Here is a 15429-nt window from a genome sequence, read left to right on the forward strand (position 1 = left end):
TGAGCTTAATTTATTTTATAATGTTTCTAAAGCTCAAAAACATAGGTATTAATATAAGTTTATAATTTGATACTGATTTTATAATTAGTTAAGGAGGAGTTTTTATGCAAATTTTTGTAACTGGAGCAACAGGTTATATCGGTTCAGCGGTTGTACAAGAACTGATTCAGGCAGGTCATAAAGTGATTGGATTAACACGTTCGGAAGAGGGTGCCAAAAGATTGGAAGGTGTTGGAGCGGAGGCACTGATTGGTACTCTTCAAGATACGGAATGTCTTTGTAAAGGGGCTTTCATGGCAGACGGTGTTATTCATTTGGCTTTTTTACATGATTTTTCGGATTTTGCAGGATCGCTTGCCATTGACTTAAATGTAATTAAGGCAATTGGGGAAACCCTTAGAGATACTGGAAAACCATTTGTGACCACTGCTCATGCCAATGGGGATGCCTCGGATAAAGCTACATTAGCTTTAGCTGATATAGGGGTTCGTTCCGCTGTCATTAGTCTTGCACCTTCAGTGCATAGTGATGCGGATAGCCATGGATTTATTCCGCGACTTATCAGTATTGCGCGCGCAAAAGGAGTATCTGCATATGTTGAAGATGGAGCTAATCGATGGCCAGCTATTCATAGACTTGATGCTGCTAAACTTTATCGTCTAGCAATTGAAAAAGCTCCAGCTGGTTCATATTTTACCGGAAGAGGCGACGAAGGAATTCCTTTTTATGATATTGCTAGTACTATCGGAAAATATTTAAACATTCCAGTGGTAAGCATTTCCCGTGAAGAAGCAAATGATCATTTTGGATTTCTTGGTACATTGGCTGCACTCGATATCCCAAGTGTAATGCCGGGAAACTCTGCACAAACAAAAGAGGTGTTGGGATGGAATCCGATGCAACTAGGCTTGATTGCGGATTTGGAGCAAGATCATTATTTCAATAAATAATCTATAACTCTATAAAAGTATACTTTTATGGATATTAAAAATAGTGGATACTTATTAGTATAAAGGAATTTATATATTTAAATATTCCAAGTGGTCGGGGTTGGGGCAGCGCTAAAATACCATAAATAACAGCATAATTAAAGCTAAAATACTAAATGAAATAAGAGTAACATCTCATAAGGGGAATATGAATGTTACTCTTAAGTATTGTAAGGGATAAATATTTATGAAAAAAAGTTTCTATTACTGTTTATGATTTTATTATAATGGGTTATTGTGTCAGAATAATGACAGATTTAAATTTAAACATGTAGAAAATATGAATTAAACAATAGAATTTGATCTCTAAAAACTGATATGATTTGCGATATTTTTTATACAATCCCAAAAAGAAGCATATAAATAAAATATACAATAAAATTATAAAGAATTAAGCCAGTAGTTAGAAACAATCTATCTACTGCTTTTTTGAATGAAATTTATGGAATATGTTATAATAAATACATAATAAATTATTTATTATGCGGAACTCGAGAAATTTCTTAAATGAATAATAAGTAATGGTATTATAAGGAGGAATAAGTTATGAATGAGAATAATAAAGTATCTAGTAGTAAAGAAGAGTTGGTACGACAGATATTAGAAAAAGATAAGGATTTAAAAGGAAGTAATATTAATGAAGAATTGATGCATGAACTTATTAGCGGAAAAATATCAAAAAATATAAATGAAACAGATGATGAAAATTCAACATTAGGACAAAGAGCTGCTGACAAAATAGCTTCCTTTGGTGGAAGTTGGGCATTTATTATAACCTTTGGTGTAGTGTTAGCAATTTGGATTATAGGGAATGCTTTTATTTTGAGTGATAGAGCATTTGATCCATATCCATTTGTATTTTTGAATCTAGTATTATCATGTCTTGCTGCCATACAAGCTCCTATAATTATGATGTCACAAAATCGTCAATCAGAAAAAGATAGATTAACTGCTGCAAATGATTATCTTGTTAATTTAAAATCTGAGATTATAATAGAAGACTTACATTACAAAATTGATGTGCTTGTAGAGCAACAAGAAAAGAATACGAAAACTATAGAAGCTTTATTAAAAACAATAGAAGAATTGAAGAATTGAAGAATATTACTTAAATTTGTGCAAGTATCAAATTGTAAAATGAGCATTAAAGTAAATTTTATTCAACCATACTTCGCTATAATATAAGGGGTTTCTGATTCATGACCGATAACTTTAAACGATAGCCGGCAGTAAGATACTAAAAAATATTACTGGAGATTTTGCCTCCAGTAATATATTAATAAATTTCTGCTAAGAGCAAACAAAAATTCATAAAATCACAGCTTCAAATTACAAATATTGTCTATATATTTAAATTATCCTATCCAAGCGCCAGAAGCACTTAAGATATAACCATCAACAGTTGTGTTTGCCAACATAGCACCCGAAGAAGCCAAGTAGTACCAAGTGCCATTGTCATTTAACCATCCAGTTTTCATAGCGCCTGAAGAAGCAAGGTAATACCAGGTACCATTATCATTTATCCAACCGGTTTTCATAGCACCTGAAGAAGCCAAATAGTACCAAGTGCCATTTTGATTTAACCAACCTGTAGCCATAACACCATCAGATTTTAGGAAGTACCAAGTTCCACCATCATTAATCCATTTATTAACGATTTTAGTACCAGTTGCATCATAGAAATTCCAAGTTCCATCTGGTAACTTGTCCCAACCCATTTTAGGTAGAGTCGGTTTAACTATTGCGCCAGCATCATCTTGAGATTGTTTTTTTCCTTCCTGAACAGTAGTATAAGCATCCCCATCATTTTCCCATGCAATTAAGTCGTTCTCATCATATACATCTAGTTTATCAAATGATCTGTCGCAAGTATAAATTGTCTTGAAGTCTCCAATCTTTGTTGACTCCTTAATTTTACCTTCATAAATAGCCCAAACATTACCATTAACATCTATTGACCAATCATCAGCATCAGTATCTTTATCTCCATCTTTCTTTGCAAGATGAACATCGAGTTTAGATTTACTAGTATCTTTAGTGTTTATAGCTGTATACTTATCTACTTTCTCACTAGTTCTTAGGAGTAACTTTTCTGTTTTAACTTTGTGAGTGTCACTTTGGTAAGTTACATATATAGCACCATCAACGATTGTTACTTTTACATCTTTTCCATTAAATATGGTTCCAACTTTAGCAAGAACTGTAGCAGCATCAGTTGCATCACTATTTCCTGTAGTCGATGAAACTATAAAAGAATCTGTGCTCTTAGGTAAATAAGCATCATCTTTTTTATCTCCTTGAGTTTTAGCAAGCTTTTGAAGAAGAGTCACATTTGTAAGAGGAGCATAGTTTTTATCTGTGGATAAAGCCCCAGTTACATTTACATCAACTAGTCTATAGATATACTTGTCATCTTGGCCTAAAGTCCTTACGTTAGTTGGGTAACTCAATGTAACACCATCATTAGTGTCACCGAAGTTTTCTACTTTGACCATTCTTTGTGTTGAAGCGCTGTAGAAATATGCATTAGCATTATAGGAACAATCAATATATGTTCCTGATGCATTTGTATATCCAGTATAAGTTACAGCAGAACCAGTAGTTGCTGTGTATTCATACCATACGTCTGCAAATTTTCCAGCATCAATTTTGTTAAGCGAAACAGCTTGCGCCGCTTTATTATATCTACTTGTCTTATTTAATTTTGTTGTCAACTTTGTTTTTGCAGTATCCAGCAAATCAGTGGCAGTATCTTCATCTGTAATTTTACCAGACGATAAATCTACCACATATTGATCACTGCCATCTTCAACCATAGCATATTTATTATCAAATTTAGCATTAGTTGAGAAAGTAGTTGCATCATCCAATTTCTTATCTTTATCTCCAGCATTATAATATATAGCCATATCATCATCATCAGTTCTATAGCCTTCATAAAGATATTTGCCATCTTTAAATGCTATAGCATTTTCAATTGTACCATTTTTTGTTCCTAGTCTGTCTGCAGCCATTGCTGGCACTATTGATATAATAGATGCAGCCATCACTAATAATGCTGTAATTTTATTCGATTTTTTTAACATAGTTATCCTCCTTGTTAAATAAAATATTTAATATAAATAAACTATTTGATATAATTAAAGGATTATTTAACTCTTTCGGTATAATATACAATTATTAAATGAATATTTTGGTACTTTTTCTTGAAAAAAATCGAAAATAAGAAGAGATAGGAAATAAATTGTAATATGGTTTTTGATATTACTTTATATATTATTATATACAAAATTAAAACTTATATTTGGTACTTTTTCATTTTAATTTAATTTTAAAATGAATAACAAATTATTAAATCTAAGAAGTTCTTTAAAATGGATCTATTTTTAAAATTAATTTATATTGTATTTACATTCATAGTGTATACTTACAATAGGAGAGTGAGAGATTTGAATAAAATTTTAGTTATAGATGATGACGGTTATATTAGAGAGCTTATTTGTACAGTATTAAAAAATGAAGGATTTTCCGTGTTTGAAGCTGTAAATGGAAGGGATGCCTTAAAAAAGCTTGGAGAGGAAAAAATAGATCTTTGTGTTCTTGATATTATGATGCCGCAAATGGACGGTTATGAATTTTGTAAACAAGTACGCAGATATTATGAAGACATGCCAATTTTGATGCTGACTGCCAAAAGCGAGCTTTCCCAAAAAGTAAAGGGGTTTGAACTTGGAGCGGACGATTATTTAACAAAACCATTCGAGATTGATGAGTTGATTGTTCGAATAAAAGCACTTCTGAGACGCTATAAAGTAGCTACGTCACAGATCATTAATATTGGTAATTTAGCTATAGATAAAAGTAGTTATTCTGTCATTAACAACAATGAAAAATGCGATATACCCATGAAAGAATTTGAACTTTTATTCATGCTTGGAAGTTATCTGGGTAAGACCCTTTCTCGTGACAGATTGATCGAAGAGGTTTGGGGGCTTGATTTTGAAGGAAATGAACGAACCCTTGACGTTCATATAAATCGTCTTAGAGAGAGATTTCCGTCTGATATTTACAAATTCAAAATTACTACAATTCGTGGACTTGGTTACAGATTGGAGGAAATAAAGTGATAAGAAACAGGTATATTTTTTCACTAATACTGATTTTTATTACAACATTACTTGGTCTTACTAGTGGATATTATATTTACATATTTATTTTCGGTCAATTAGAAAGTGCTCCTTCATACCTAATCTTTATTGTTCAAAGTTTAGCTTCTGCTGCGATATATCTTCTGGGCTGGAAAGTATTTATCTATCTGCACTGGAAATTCGCTAATAAACATAAAAGGTTTGACCTTTCACATTTTCCAATATTAAGTGGAGCAGTTGAAGCCATGGATAAGATAGCTTCCGGAGATTTCAATGTCCTTGTTAAAACAAATGAATTAGACCCTTTTAATGAGGTAGCAGACAATGTTAACAGAATGGCGAAAGAACTGAATTCTTTGGAAAAACTGCGTCAAGATTTTATATCAGATGTATCACATGAAATACAGTCACCGTTAACCTCTATCTCGGGATTCGCTACGCTATTAAAAAAAGGAAATTTAAGTGAGAGCCAAATATCACATTATGCCAATATAATCGAAACTGAAAGCAAACGATTATCGAAATTAAGTGAGAATTTACTAAGGTTATCTAATTTGGAATCTGAAGATAATAATTTAACCTTAAAGAAATATCAGATAAATAAGCAAATTGAAAGTATTTTACTTATGTTAGAACCACAGTGGTCGGTAAAAAATATAACCCTAGATGTGTCTCTTGATGAAACTATAATATGCGGAGATGAGGATTTATTAAGCCAGGTATTTATAAATTTGCTTAATAACGCTATTAAGTTTACACCAGAAAACGGAAATATAGGCGTTAATTTATCTAATAATGAAGATGGAATTGAGTGTAAAATTTCCGATACGGGTATAGGTATTTCGCCGGAAGATCAACCGCGAATTTTCGAGAGGTTTTATAAAGCAGATAAATCTCGTGATCGTTCTTTGGGTGGAAACGGACTTGGACTTTCAATAGTAAAAAAGATTATTGACTTACATGGAGGGAAAATATCTCTTACTAGTGAAATTGGAAAAGGTACAGAATTTATTATTTGGCTGCCTAAGGTGTATGAAAGAAAATAACAAGTCCTAATATTGACTTGTTATTTTTTTGATAATGCCCAAATAGAAGCTAAATATGTTCATTATCACAGTCTGAATTAACAGACTGTGATTTTTTGTTTACATTGCGTTTAAATTCAATTTAAATTCAATTTAAATAATAGCTATATACTATGTTTATAGAAGACAAACAGGAATTAGGATTAATAGTGTTAAAGAAAGGTTTTGCCTTTATTGTTAAGCACTAATTTTATTACTAATACAACGCGAAAGGAGTTTTTTATATGGAAAACATGGAAAATATGGATCAGAAATCACTCTACTATCTGGAAAAGGCACCTGTTACAAAAGCAATAATACACATGGTTATTCCCATGATACTAAGTAGTATCGCATCAGTTATCTATAATATCATCGATGCTTTTTTTGTCGGTAAGCTTAATAATACTGCAATGATGGCAGCAGTGATACTGGCATTGCCATTCTCATTAGTGTTAATGGCACTTGGTCAAATGTTTGGAGTAGGTTCAGGAACCTATATATCGAGACTTTTAGGTGAAGGCGATACAGACAGTACCAAAAAAGTTAGTTCCATTAACTTTTGGTCATCAATGCTTATAGGTATTATTTTTATGATTATTTGTCTGCCTTTATTATCTAATATGTTGCCGCTTTTGGGAGCAAGTGGTGAAACACTACAATATACAAGAAATTTTGTTATGATATTTGTTATTGGTGCTCCGGTTATTATTGTTAATATGGCGCTTGAATCAGCTGTACGTGCAGAGGGAGCATCAACTGTTTCTATGACTGGTACCATAGCAGGTATTATAATTAATATAATACTTAATCCTTTTTTCATTTTCGTTCTTAATATGAATGTTATGGGATCAGCACTAGCCTCTCTTTGTGGTAATATAGTTTCTGTTTTGTATTTTGTATATTATCTGCAAAAGAAGAGTACTGTTCAGAGTTTGTCAATTAAGGACTTTAAACCAAGTAAAGAAATTTATGGTGAAATTTTTAAGGTTGGAGTTTCGGCGTTATTACTTAGTGGATTTTTTGTAATTATAAGTCTGCTATTCAATAATTATTCTATGATTTATGGAGACAGTGTTGTGGCGGGATTTGGAATTGCACAAAGAGTTGTTCAAATTGTAGATTGCATTGGTATGGGTTTTGCCATGGGAGTTGTTCCGCTAATTGCATTTGCTTACTCTGCCAATAATCAAAAGCGTCTCATGGAAATTGTTAAAAAAACCATATTGTATATTCTGGGTTTAACATTAACTATAGGAGCAGTTATATTTGCACTCAGGTTACAGATTATTGGCCTCTTCAGTATTGATCCTAAGGTTATTGTCATTGGTCAAATAACTCTCATAGCTCAACTTTCCTCAACTGTCTTTGCTGCCCTATGTGAATTTTTCATTGGAATCTTCCAAGCCCAAGGAGATGGTGTGCAATCAAATGTTATGGCTGCTGTGAGGGGTGTTTTATTTATCCCTATTTTGATTGTAGGAAACTTACTATTTGCTGTTAATGGTGTTATTTGGGCTATGACAGCTACAGAGGGATTATCATGTCTGATAGGAATTATCTTATGGCTTAGGATTAGACAGAAAGGCTTACAAGAAATCACTATGAGCGAATAAACCAGTTATTAAATAAAGCCATTATAGATTAGCTAAATTCATGCAATTATCAAATTGTAAAATGAATATTAAAGTTATGTTAAAGTAAACTTTTTTCAATCATATTTCGTTATAATATAAATGGCTGAATATTCATTTTGAATTTAGAAAACACTTATGTAAAAGTAGATTAGGCAGAAATGCTTAGTCTGCTTTTATTTTTTGCCAATTTAGCTATTATTAATAATCTGTATTACAATAAGGTTTTCAAAAATCAAGAATTTACCTTTTCACTTAACGGAATGAAATTTTTAAAGGAAAATATAAATTTAAGTATTAGTTTTGCTTTGGTTTGAGAAGAGAAGATTGTATAATAAATGAAAAGAGATTAGATAAAAATTCATTCTATTTATGTGTAATTTAAATTATGTAGAGAGGAGATTATTAGTATGGAAATAAAAACAGGAGTAAATAAATTTTATATTGGAGATACAGAAGGAAATCCTTTAGCTCAGATAATATTAACTGATATTGAACAAGACATAATAGAAATTGAACATACTTATGTATATGAACAATTGAAGGGTAAAGGTGCAGGAAAGCAGTTAGTAAAGAAGGTCGTAGAATTTGCCATGAGTAATAATAAAAAGATAATACCAATTTGCAGTTTTGCTAGAAAAGAATTTGAAAAGAATAAAGAATACGAGTGTGTTCTATATAAATAGATTATGTTATATTATGGAGGTGTTAATATGTCTGGAAAAGCTATACTTATAGCAACGAATGCACATAAAGGACAAATTGATAAGGCTAGTAAACTAAGGTTAAAGAAATCGAAATAAATGGCTGTGTATCAGTCCCAGAAAGTTGTTCAGAGGATGAATTTTCAGATAAGTTTATTGACTTTGTTGAGGGGAATTGAAAGAGTGATCACAGAACTTTATGATAAATATTTAATGCGTTGATTGATATAATTGAGATTATTGAATCAACGCATTACTTAAAAGTGCAAGGCACACTAGTTTAGTTTCTAAACCATACCTCCATTAACATAAATGGTTTGCCCATTGATCCATCTAGCAGGCCCTGCTAAAAAGGAAATTACCTCTGCAATGTCTTCTGGTGTTCCTAAACGTTCGATAGGGTTCATCTTAGCCATACGATCAATTGTCTCAGCATCTTTACCTTCAAAAAATAATTCTGTTGCTGTTGGTCCAGGGGCTACCGCATTTACGGTAATATCTTTGCCGCGAAGCTCCTTTGCAAGTACAAGACTGATTGCATCAACGGCTCCCTTACTAGCAACATAAGCAGCATAAGTAGGTAATGCAAGTTTTTTTACTGAAGTTGAAAGATTAATAATAGCACCTCCAGATCTTACGCGACGGGCAGCTTGTTGGTCAACAACAAAGGTGCCACGGATGTTTGTATGGATTATTTGATCAAGTTTGTTAAGATCAAAATTAGCAATTGTGTTAAGCGCCATAATGCCAGCTGAGTTAACTACAACATCTACTCCGCCAAAGTCTTTCTCTGTTACATCAAAAAGATTACTAACTGCAGCTTCGTCGCTGATATCTGTCTTAACAGCAATTGCCTTTCCTCCTTTCTCAACTATTGCTTGTACCGTTTTATCGGCTTCAACAGCGTTGGTTGCATATGCAATAACTACTATTTGTCCGTCAGATGCGAGACGTTCTGAGATTGCACGTCCAATCCCACGTGATCCTCCTGTAACAATTGCAATCCTTTCTTTTTTAGATGTATTCATAATAAAATCCTCCTTTAATATATGCAGCACGCAGCTGCTTCCTGCTTTTATTAAATAGCTTGTATCTAAGATAATTATACATATCTGATACGTTATTTAGGTAGCCTATTATCATAGGATTATTGCCTAATCCTACAAAGAATAATATAATTTATATATAATGAATAGGGAAAGGAGTTAGAAATGGATAAAGAATTAGTGAATGACAAAATTACAATTTATCAAGAAGAATTAGTTTCAATTATTAATGGAATTGTTAGTGAGGATGGAATACATACTACAGATATACCTGCTTTGCAGTTATTTCGTGCTTCAAATGTCTCCGAGCCTTTACATGCTATTTATGAACCATCATTATTAGTAATTGTACAAGGATCAAAAATTGTAACATTGGCTGATGAAAACTATCAGTATGATTCAGCATCATATTTGGTTGCATCTGTTCACCTTCCTATTACTGGTCAAATAATTCAAGCTACTCCTAAGGAACCTTATTTATGCGTTCAAATAAATTTTAATACTGATCAAATACTTGATATTATTAAGGAATCAAATGAGATGTGGAATGGTAAGAAGGATTCAGGACGTGGAATAGTTGTAAATAGAATAAATTCTGATTTACTTGATGCTGTTCTAAGACTTGTTCGCCTATTATATACACCTAAGGATATTCCAGTGCTTTCGCCTTTGATAATTCGTGAAATTCTTTATAGAATTTTGCAGGATAGTCAGGGCAACCTAATTAAGCAATTTGCAATGATTGGGAGTCATGCACATTGCATTGCAAAAGCTATTCAGTTTATAAATAGTAATTTTTCAAAACCGCTCAGAATTGAGGAGTTAGCAAAAAAAGTAAATATGAGCACATCATCATTGCATAATCAGTTTAAAAAAGTAACAGCAATGAGTCCTTTGCAATATCAGAAACTTATAAGATTACAAGAAGCACGGCGATTGCTATTTGCTGAATCATCTGAAGCTGCAGACGTTGGTTTTCAAGTTGGTTATGAAAGTCCATCTCAATTTAGCAGAGAATATGCACGTATGTTTGGATTGCCTCCTATAAGCGATATAAATCGCCTTCGAGCTTCGTTAGCTTCAGGCACTGCTTTAATCTAAGTGAATAATATTTCAATTGAAGAATGGGGGAGAAATAAAACCTGTTAAATATGATTGTAAGAGTAATAGAAATACTGAAAATATATGTATAACAATACTAAATTTTTAGTGATGTTATACATATTATTCTATATATTCCTCGATATTAATTATTTAAATCATGCCCATATTTTTTCTTTTTTCTAAATAGGATTGCATGATCCCAGATAACATCAAAATGAGCCGAAGCAACTTTGGTTTCCTGGTTGACATAAGTTCTGGTGATTATAAAAGCCTCTTCATTGTTGTCAACCCCGTATGCTGATCCCTGAGGGTTGCCTGTACTATAAGGTATAATAACTTCATTACCTTCTTTGTGCTTTCGTGCCATTTTTATCACATAATAGTACTTTTCATTTTTATAAGATTTAGGGAAATATTCATTAGCGGAATATTGAAGATCATTTGTAATAACGGCTCCCGCAACGCCGTTCCAAAGTTCTTCTCCATAAAAACTAGCGTTGAAATACGTTGCAAATTTAGTTTGGGTGTGGTTGATTCCATATATTATCACAAAATCATCATCTGATTCTAATTGGAAATTTTCTGTTTTAAGATAGACTGCATCTCTGTCATCTATCCAGACGTTGACATCTTGTAATATACCCTCGTAGGCATCAAGTATTGCAAGATTTAAATCCAAATCTATAATATCATATTCTGGATTTCCGTATTGGCTAATAATTTTACTTCTTAGATAATCTAGCGTATCCCTAGCAGTAGGAACAACTTGGAATTCAGTTACACATATCTCTTGTTTTTTTAGTGCTGGTATTGGCCAAGGTTTTGTTGCAGTACAAGTGTTTTTAGGGGTAATGCGTAGTACTGTAAAATATTTATCAAGATTGTAAATATAATCCCAGCCAATATCAGAATTTTCCCAAACAGCAGCCCTCATGACAAACATAAAGGTATCTTTGCCTCTTTCTAGTCCCATATTGACCAGATTTATAGGAATATTATCATCATTCATGATACCAGGGTTAAAACCTGATTTAACAAGAGCATCACGCATTTGATTATCTATGCCTTTATCTGCAGTAGTAATGATAATTGTGGAACTATTAAAAGGATTTCCGGGAGTTCCATAGAGTGTATTATCAGTCCAGATAAAACTGTTACTTATTTGATCACCCATGCTGGCACCGATAAAGTGATAATAACCGGTATGACGATTGCCTGCTGTGATAGTATCACAGTAGTCTTTTTCAGGTTTATTTTGAACAAACCCTAGATAACTTCTAAAACTAAAGTAAACTGCTGGAGGAGGTGTTTTTCCAATTAACACAATTGCCTCGTCAGGACGAAGCTTATAGTTAACCCCTGGTGCTACATAATTAATATTCGGAGGATAATTATTAGGGTTTTCAGACTTATAGCCTTTCGGAGGTCTCTGCCCAGGAGATGGTTCCTGGTTTGGTGCTGGCGGAAGGAGATAGGATGCATATGGTGCACCGGCATTATTCCCAAAGGCTGTATCAACCTTACCTTCACTTGCCAGCTTTAATATATCTAGATAGCTTAATTTCCCTTCCTGAACAATAAAGCCTCTTTCTTCTAATATTCTTGTAAAATGTTTTATGCTTCCGTTTTTGTTAGAATAACAGTTATGCATTGGTACATTAATTCGGTTTTTATAAGGGTATCTTTTATAAATCTTGTTCATTTTGCTCATTCCTTTTATTGGTTATGTAATAATATATGCTAAATGCTTAATGGAGGCACTCATGGATACAGGAATGTTATGAACCAAGCATATATAATATATATTTAGCAAATTCTATTAAAAAAATTTCAGTAAAATAAACATGCATATCTGCACCTATGACTGGGAAAAGTAAAAGCGAGGTGATAATATATGAAAAGAATTGGAATAGAAAAAGGATTATCTACAATTGCTGATTATTTAAGTTCTGAAGGATATTCAGTAGAAGTACTTAGTGAAGATCTTAAGAACAATGTTTCAAAGTGTAATAATTTGGACGTAATTGTTACGGCAGACTATAATACAAATATGATGGGCTTTAGTGATACGTCTACAGAGATTCCTATTATTAATGCTAGTGGTTTAACACAAGAAGAAGTAAAAAATGCTATTGATCAAAAGACCACAAAATAAATATATGATTGTATAAAATGAATCAAAAAACCTCCTTTGTAAAAGTAAACTTAGGTCCTTTAGCCTAAGTAAAAGCAAAGGAGGTATATTTCTATGTAGAAATAAGAATCCTACATATTTATCATAAATCAATTGTGTTTAGGAATAATAGTTGAAGTATAGTGAAAAAATACCATTAAAATAATTCGTTGATACTTGGAGGTATGTTTATGAAAATAGAAGGCTTTTTTAGTGGAATTAAGGCAGCCAATGAAACAGTGGAAGCATTAAAAAAGGTAGGTATAAATGATGCTGTAGTAGATATAAAAGAGGAAGATGCAGGAATAAGCGATCCGGGTAATAGAGGTGCTGGTATAAATCCAATTAATTTATCTGACCTTGTACTTACCAATGATCCTCATGATGCAGGGCCTTTGGCAGCAGCAAGTCCAATGGTAAGTGGATATGGTAGATTTGATGAAATAGCAGATGTGAATTACAGAGTTATTGTTAACACAGATGATAATAATGCTGAAAAGGCAAAGCAGATTATTAACAAAATGGGTGGAGATTTAAGAGATCTTAATTTTAAAATGCCAAAAGGGTTAGAGAATATATCATTGGATGATTTAATGAGTATTATGATTAATGATGTAAATAGCACTAGAGATTAAATCTATATACTTTTAAAATAGGTTGTTGAATAATTAATTGTTCAACAACCTATTATAATTATTATATTGATATAATAATTATAATAGACAAATAAATTTAGAATTTAATATAATAAGTTACATATGATATAAGGAGGGAATAGCATGTTAAATATAGGCTGCCATCTGTCTGCTTCAAAGGGATTTAAAAATATGGTTAAGGAAACTCTTAGACTTGGAGGGAATACATTTCAGTTTTTTACTCGTAATCCAAGAGGAAGCAAAGCAAAGGCAATTGATGAAGTAGATATAAGTGAATTTTTAATATTAGCAAAAGAAAATAATTTTGCTACAGTATTAGCTCATGCACCATATACCTTAAATGCGTGTTCAGCAGATGAAGGTACAAGAAATTTTACTTTGGAAGTAATGAAGGACGATTTAAATCGAATGGAGTATATACCTAATAATTTGTATAATTTCCATCCGGGAAGTCATGTTAAACAAGGAACAGAAATGGGTATTAAATATATTTCTGATATGCTAAATGCGGTACTAAAACCTGATCAAACAACAACTGTATTACTTGAAACAATGGCAGGAAAGGGGACAGAGGTTGGACGTACATTTGAAGAATTGCAGGAAATATTAAAAAGAGTAGAATTATCGGATAAAATGGGTATATGTCTTGATACCTGCCATGTATATGACGCAGGATACGATATTGTGAATGATTTAGATGGGGTTTTAGAAAAGTTTGATAAAATAATTGGATTAAATAAGTTATGTGCGATACATTTAAATGATAGTATGAATCCATTTGAAAGCCATAAAGACAGGCATCAAAAAATTGGGGAAGGATCCATAGGTTTAGATGGAATTGTAAATATCATTAATCATCCTAGCCTACGCAAATTGCCATTTTTCCTTGAAACTCCAAATGAATTAGATGGTTATGCAAAAGAGATAGCATTATTAAAAGAACTTTATAGATAATTATGGTATAATTATACTATTGAAATTTACATAATTAAGGTGGAAGAAGTATGAAGAATAAAAAATATTTAAGTTTAATCCTAATAACAATCTTAATGAGCATACTTGCATTGACTGGCTGCGGAAATACTAACAGTAGCACTAGCAAGTCAGATAGCGGCACTGCTAAAACAAGTGAAAGTAATGATACAAGTTCATCACAGGAAAATAAAAACCTGCCAATAGCAACTATAACAGTTGAGGGATATGGAGATATTAAAGCTGAGCTATATCCAGAAATTGCTCCAAATACAGTAAATAATTTTATATACTTAGCAAATAAAAACTTTTATGATAATTTAAAATTTCACAGGGTAATTAAAGGCTTTATGATTCAAGGTGGAGATCCAAAAGGAAATGGAACTGGCGGGCCAGGGTATTCAATTGAAGGTGAATTTACATCAAATGGTTTTGCAAATAGCCTTAAGCATACAAAGGGAGTCCTTTCTATGGCAAGAACACAGGACCCTAATAGCGCAGGAAGCCAATTTTTTATAATGTCAGGAGATGCTCCAAATCTTGATGGAGAATATGCTGCTTTTGGTAAAGTTATATCAGGATTAGAAATTGTAGATAAAATTCAAAATGTAGAAACTAATTCTGCAGATGCACCTAAAACAGATGTGGTTATTAAATCAATTAGAGTTGACACAAAAGGTGTAGAGTATAAGGAACCTAAAAAAGTTAAATAGTAGTAGATTAATTAAAAAGAATTTGATTCGTGACACATAAAATAATATTTTGAAAAGCCTGTGGCTTTCCTTCCGGAACTTATCACTTGTCATTTTATAAATACTCAAAATATTAATTTGACTTATTAGATAACTATATTTAACAAGCCTTTATGTTGATATCTTCACCAGAAATAATAAATATTTTTGTTACGAAAAACTATGAAAATATCGCTGAAGGCTCTAA

General features: G+C 32.3%; 14 protein-coding genes. 11 read left to right on the forward strand and 3 right to left on the reverse strand.

What is annotated here, in order from left to right; all coding sequences use genetic code 11:
* Positions 1-104: 104 nt before the first annotated feature.
* Both COL3_RS00875 and COL3_RS00880 read left to right on the forward strand, forming a co-directional pair.
* Positions 105-950 (forward strand): SDR family oxidoreductase, encoded by an 846-nt coding sequence (locus COL3_RS00875; RefSeq protein WP_008419107.1) that lies wholly within the window; start codon positions 105-107, stop codon positions 948-950.
* A gap of 585 nt (positions 951-1535) precedes the next feature.
* On the forward strand, positions 1536-2087 hold the full coding sequence (locus COL3_RS00880; RefSeq protein WP_008419105.1) for a DUF1003 domain-containing protein: 552 nt from the start codon (positions 1536-1538) through the stop codon (positions 2085-2087).
* A 257-nt stretch (positions 2088-2344) separates the two neighbouring features.
* Here COL3_RS00880 and COL3_RS00885 read toward each other — a convergent pair whose 3' ends face one another.
* Positions 2345-4075 (reverse strand): N-acetylmuramoyl-L-alanine amidase family protein, encoded by a 1731-nt coding sequence (locus tag COL3_RS00885; RefSeq protein WP_008419103.1) that lies wholly within the window; start codon positions 4073-4075, stop codon positions 2345-2347.
* A 363-nt stretch (positions 4076-4438) separates the two neighbouring features.
* On the opposite strand from COL3_RS00885, the gene COL3_RS00890 reads away from it, so the two are divergent.
* The 4 genes from COL3_RS00890 to COL3_RS00905 all read left to right on the forward strand — a co-directional run bounded on the left by COL3_RS00890 (position 4439) and on the right by COL3_RS00905 (position 8521).
* Entirely contained in the window at positions 4439-5116 is a 678-nt protein-coding gene (locus COL3_RS00890; RefSeq protein ID WP_035282331.1) for a response regulator transcription factor, read from the forward strand.
* Complete coding sequence (locus COL3_RS00895) at positions 5116-6183, forward strand: HAMP domain-containing sensor histidine kinase (RefSeq protein ID WP_035282348.1); 1068 nt, start codon at positions 5116-5118, stop codon at positions 6181-6183. Before COL3_RS00890 ends, COL3_RS00895 begins: the two co-directional genes overlap by 1 nt.
* 263 nt (positions 6184-6446) lie before the next feature.
* Positions 6447-7817 carry an MATE family efflux transporter gene (locus COL3_RS00900; protein ID WP_008419098.1) on the forward strand — a complete coding sequence of 457 codons (1371 nt, stop codon included), beginning with the start codon at positions 6447-6449 and terminating at the stop codon, positions 7815-7817.
* Between the two features lie 428 nt (positions 7818-8245).
* The gene (locus COL3_RS00905) at positions 8246-8521 is read left to right on the forward strand and encodes a GNAT family N-acetyltransferase (RefSeq protein WP_008419096.1); all 276 of its coding nucleotides are present in this window, start codon (positions 8246-8248) and stop codon (positions 8519-8521) included.
* Between the two features lie 305 nt (positions 8522-8826).
* Here COL3_RS00905 and COL3_RS00910 read toward each other — a convergent pair whose 3' ends face one another.
* Positions 8827-9567, reverse strand: coding sequence for an SDR family oxidoreductase (locus COL3_RS00910; RefSeq protein WP_008419092.1), 741 nt, complete (start codon positions 9565-9567; stop codon positions 8827-8829).
* 183 nt (positions 9568-9750) lie between these two features.
* Between COL3_RS00910 and COL3_RS00915 the strand changes: the two genes are divergently transcribed.
* Positions 9751-10686, forward strand: a complete 936-nt coding sequence (locus COL3_RS00915; protein WP_008419090.1) for an AraC family transcriptional regulator — start codon at positions 9751-9753, stop codon at positions 10684-10686.
* 145 nt (positions 10687-10831) lie between these two features.
* Here the strand turns inward: COL3_RS00915 and COL3_RS00920 are convergent, their stop codons facing one another.
* A complete protein-coding gene (locus COL3_RS00920) occupies positions 10832-12391 on the reverse strand; it encodes a hypothetical protein (RefSeq protein WP_008419089.1) in 1560 nt (519 codons plus the stop codon).
* A 192-nt stretch (positions 12392-12583) separates the two neighbouring features.
* Here COL3_RS00920 and COL3_RS00925 point away from each other — a divergent pair, with 192 nt between their 5' ends.
* The 4 genes from COL3_RS00925 (at position 12584) to COL3_RS00940 (ending at position 15203) form a co-directional block, all read left to right on the forward strand.
* Positions 12584-12844 (forward strand): YkuS family protein, encoded by a 261-nt coding sequence (locus tag COL3_RS00925; RefSeq protein WP_008419087.1) that lies wholly within the window; start codon positions 12584-12586, stop codon positions 12842-12844.
* A 209-nt stretch (positions 12845-13053) separates the two neighbouring features.
* Complete coding sequence (locus COL3_RS00930; RefSeq protein ID WP_008419084.1) at positions 13054-13497, forward strand: hypothetical protein; 444 nt, start codon at positions 13054-13056, stop codon at positions 13495-13497.
* Positions 13498-13641: 144 nt separating this feature from the next.
* A complete protein-coding gene (locus COL3_RS00935; RefSeq protein WP_008419083.1) occupies positions 13642-14472 on the forward strand; it encodes a deoxyribonuclease IV in 831 nt (276 codons plus the stop codon).
* Between the two features lie 50 nt (positions 14473-14522).
* On the forward strand, positions 14523-15203 hold the full coding sequence (locus COL3_RS00940; RefSeq protein WP_008419081.1) for a peptidylprolyl isomerase: 681 nt from the start codon (positions 14523-14525) through the stop codon (positions 15201-15203).
* The last annotated feature ends 226 nt before the right edge of the window (positions 15204-15429 follow it).

This window comes from Clostridium sp. LS, from assembly GCF_002760435.1.
Taxonomy (GTDB): domain Bacteria; phylum Bacillota; class Clostridia; order Clostridiales; family Clostridiaceae; genus Clostridium.

Bases quoted from the DNA above. Each gene is read 5' to 3' on its own strand.
- COL3_RS00875 (WP_008419107.1), top strand. From the start codon at position 105: ATGCAAATTTTTGTAACTGGAGCAACAGGTTATATCGGTTCAGCGGTT.
- COL3_RS00880 (WP_008419105.1), top strand. From the start codon at position 1,536: ATGAATGAGAATAATAAAGTATCTAGTAGTAAAGAAGAGTTGGTACGA.
- COL3_RS00885 (WP_008419103.1), bottom strand. From the start codon at position 4,075: ATGTTAAAAAAATCGAATAAAATTACAGCATTATTAGTGATGGCTGCA.
- COL3_RS00900 (WP_008419098.1), top strand. From the start codon at position 6,447: ATGGAAAACATGGAAAATATGGATCAGAAATCACTCTACTATCTGGAA.
- COL3_RS00905 (WP_008419096.1), top strand. From the start codon at position 8,246: ATGGAAATAAAAACAGGAGTAAATAAATTTTATATTGGAGATACAGAA.
- COL3_RS00910 (WP_008419092.1), bottom strand. From the start codon at position 9,567: ATGAATACATCTAAAAAAGAAAGGATTGCAATTGTTACAGGAGGATCA.
- COL3_RS00915 (WP_008419090.1), top strand. From the start codon at position 9,751: ATGGATAAAGAATTAGTGAATGACAAAATTACAATTTATCAAGAAGAA.
- COL3_RS00920 (WP_008419089.1), bottom strand. From the start codon at position 12,391: ATGAACAAGATTTATAAAAGATACCCTTATAAAAACCGAATTAATGTA.
- COL3_RS00925 (WP_008419087.1), top strand. From the start codon at position 12,584: ATGAAAAGAATTGGAATAGAAAAAGGATTATCTACAATTGCTGATTAT.
- COL3_RS00930 (WP_008419084.1), top strand. From the start codon at position 13,054: ATGAAAATAGAAGGCTTTTTTAGTGGAATTAAGGCAGCCAATGAAACA.
- COL3_RS00935 (WP_008419083.1), top strand. From the start codon at position 13,642: ATGTTAAATATAGGCTGCCATCTGTCTGCTTCAAAGGGATTTAAAAAT.
- COL3_RS00940 (WP_008419081.1), top strand. From the start codon at position 14,523: ATGAAGAATAAAAAATATTTAAGTTTAATCCTAATAACAATCTTAATG.